The organism is Stenotrophomonas sp. (assembly GCF_031995405.1).
GTDB lineage: Bacteria > Pseudomonadota > Gammaproteobacteria > Xanthomonadales > Xanthomonadaceae > Stenotrophomonas.
In genome coordinates, this window is the sequence record NZ_DAMAGC010000205.1 from 1 (window position 1) to 2970 (window position 2970).

Below are 2970 nucleotides of genomic sequence, written 5' to 3' on the forward strand. Positions count from 1 at the left end.
CGTTCTTGGCCGGCTGCCCCCATCGACAGAAAAGGACCTCCCACGATGCGCGCCACCGCCCTCACCCTCGCCCTGCTGTTTTCCGCCCCGCTGGCCCTGACGTCCGCGTCGGCCCAGGCCAACCCGTTCGGTGCCTACACCACCGGCCAGGAAATCACCCAGCAGCAGATGGACGCCGCCCAGGTCGGCAAGACCACCCAGGAGCAGATCCGCGAAGCCTTCGGTGCGCCGAGCCGGCGCGAGCAGCTCGGCGACACCCAGGTCTGGTACTACGACTTCGTCAAGATCAAGTCGTTCGGCAAGAACATCCAGGAAGCGACCGTGTTCGAGTTCGGCAAAACCGGCGTGCTGACGGCCAAGTCCAAGTCCAACGCGGTGGGCAAGACCGGCAACCCGCTGATCGATGCCGCCAACGGCAAGTAAGCCGCATCCGGCAGCAACGTTTCCCCGACGGGGCGCCCAACGGCGCCCCGTCTGCGTTGGACGCACCGCTGTGATGACACCGGCGCTACATGTGGCTGTGTAACCTTGTGTCCTGTCACTGGCCGGCCATGGCGTGGCACGGGATCGCTCATACTGGCTGCGATCCGGTACCCCAGGGCCACCGGCAAACGCAAGCAGGCCCGCTCCGTGCGGACCACTGCAAGCCATCCGCAAGAGGAGTCACCCCGCATGAGCGATTCGTTCTCCACCCGCAGCCAGCTGGACGTCGGCGGCAAGACCTACGACTACTTCAGCCTGCCCAAGCTCGGACAGCAGTTCGATATCTCCCACCTGCCCTATTCGATGAAGATCCTGCTGGAGAACCTGCTCCGGCACGAGGACGGCGGCGCCACCGTCGGCCGCGACCACATCGAAGCCGTGGCCAAGTGGGACCCCAAGGCCGAACCGGATATTGAAATCGCCTTCATGCCCGCCCGCGTGGTCCTGCAGGACTTCACCGGCGTGCCCTGCGTGGTCGACCTGGCCGCGATGCGCGATGCGGTGGTCAAGCTCGGCGGTCGCCCGGAACAGATCAACCCGCAGATTCCCTCCGAACTGGTGATCGACCACTCGGTGCAGGTGGATGTGTTCGGCACTCCGGAAGCACTGGACCTCAACGGCAAGATCGAATTCCAGCGCAACATGGAGCGCTACGGCTTCCTGCGCTGGGGCCAGAAAGCGTTCGACAACTTCAAGGTGGTCCCGCCCAACACCGGCATCGTCCACCAGGTCAACCTGGAAAACCTGGCCCGCGTGGTGATGACCGCGGACAAGGACGGCAAGGCCATCGCGTATCCGGACACCGTGTTCGGGACCGACAGCCACACCACGATGATCAACGGCATCGGCGTGCTCGGCTGGGGCGTGGGTGGCATCGAAGCGGAGGCGGCCATGCTCGGCCAGCCGTCCTCGATGCTGATCCCGCAGGTGGTCGGCTTCAAGCTGACCGGGCGCATGCCCGAAGGCGCCACCGCCACCGACCTGGTGCTGACCGTCACCCAGATGCTGCGCAAGCACGGGGTGGTGGGCAAGTTCGTCGAGTTCTTCGGCGAAGGCCTGCAACACCTGCCACTGGCCGACCGCGCCACGATCGGCAACATGGCACCCGAGTACGGCGCCACCTGCGGCATCTTCCCCATCGACGGCGAATCGCTGACCTACCTGCGCCTGTCCGGCCGCAGCGAGGAACAGATCGCGCTGGTCGAGGCCTATGCCAAGGCCCAGGGCCTGTGGCATGACGCCGACACCGCGCATGCCAGCTACAGCGTCACCCTGGAACTGGACATGGGCACGGTCAAGCCGTCGCTGGCCGGCCCCAAGCGTCCGCAGGACCGCGTGCTGCTGGAAGACGTCAAACAGAACTACCGCGACAGCCTGGTCGGGCTGACCACCAACCGCGACAAGCGCAACGACGACGTGTCCAAGTTCGTCAATGAAGGCGGTGGCGCGGCGGTCGGCAACGAACAGCTGGCCAAGGGCTACAGCGATGTCGAACTGGACGGCCAGAAGTTCCGCCTGAAGGACGGCGCGGTGGTCATCGCCGCCATCACCTCGTGCACCAACACCTCCAATCCGGCGGTGATGATCGGTGCCGGCCTGCTCGCCCGCAACGCGGCCGCCCGGGGCCTGGACCGCAAGCCGTGGGTGAAGACCTCGCTCGGCCCGGGCTCGCGCGTGGTCACCGATTACCTTGAAAAGGCCGGTGTCCTCACCGAGCTGGAAAAGATCGGCTTCTACGTGGTCGGTTACGGCTGCACCACCTGCATCGGCAACTCCGGCCCGCTGCCGGCCGAAGTCAGCGCGGGCATCGCCGCCGGCGACCTGGTGGTGACTTCGGTGCTGTCGGGCAACCGCAACTTCGAAGGCCGCGTGCACCCGGAAGTGAAAATGAATTACCTGGCCAGCCCGCCGCTGGTGGTGGCCTATGCGATCGCCGGTACCACCGACATCGACCTGACCACCGAACCGCTCGGCACCGGCAGCGATGGCCAGCCGGTGTTCCTGCGCGACATCTGGCCGAGCAACAAGGAAATCGGCGACGTCATCGCCGCGACCATCGGGCCGGAGATGTTCAAGCAGAACTACGCCGACGTGTTCAAGGGCGATTCCCGCTGGAACAACATCAAGTCGCCCGACGGCAATCTGTATGAGTGGGATGGCCACTCGACCTACATCAAGAACCCGCCGTACTTCGAGGGCATGACCATGCAGGTCGGCCATATCGAGGACGTACACGGTGCGCGGGTGATGGGCCTGTTCGGCGATTCGATCACCACCGATCACATCTCCCCCGCGGGCAACATCAAGAAGGATTCGCCCGCCGGACGCTTCCTGCAGGAACGCGGCGTGCAGCCGGCCGACTTCAACAGCTACGGCAGCCGTCGCGGCAATGATGACGTCATGGTCCGCGGCACGTTCGCCAACATCCGCATCAAGAACCTGATGTTCGGTGGCGAGGAAGGTGGCAACACGCTGTACTACCCGGCC

General features: G+C 65.3%; 2 protein-coding genes. Both read left to right on the forward strand.

What is annotated here, in order from left to right; all coding sequences use genetic code 11:
- Window positions 1–45 precede the first annotated feature (45 nt).
- Complete coding sequence (bamE, locus tag RTO53_RS19765) at window positions 46–423, forward strand: outer membrane protein assembly factor BamE (RefSeq protein ID WP_312239364.1); 378 nt, start codon at window positions 46–48, stop codon at window positions 421–423.
- A gap of 249 nt (window positions 424–672) precedes the next feature.
- A partial coding sequence (gene acnA, locus RTO53_RS19770) for an aconitate hydratase AcnA (protein ID WP_312239365.1) occupies window positions 673–2970 on the forward strand: 2298 nt, incomplete at its 3' end.

What these genes read in the sequence shown, in the direction of transcription:
- bamE (WP_312239364.1), top strand. Translation starts at nt 46, where the DNA reads ATGCGCGCCACCGCCCTCACCCTCGCCCTGCTGTTTTCCGCCCCGCTG.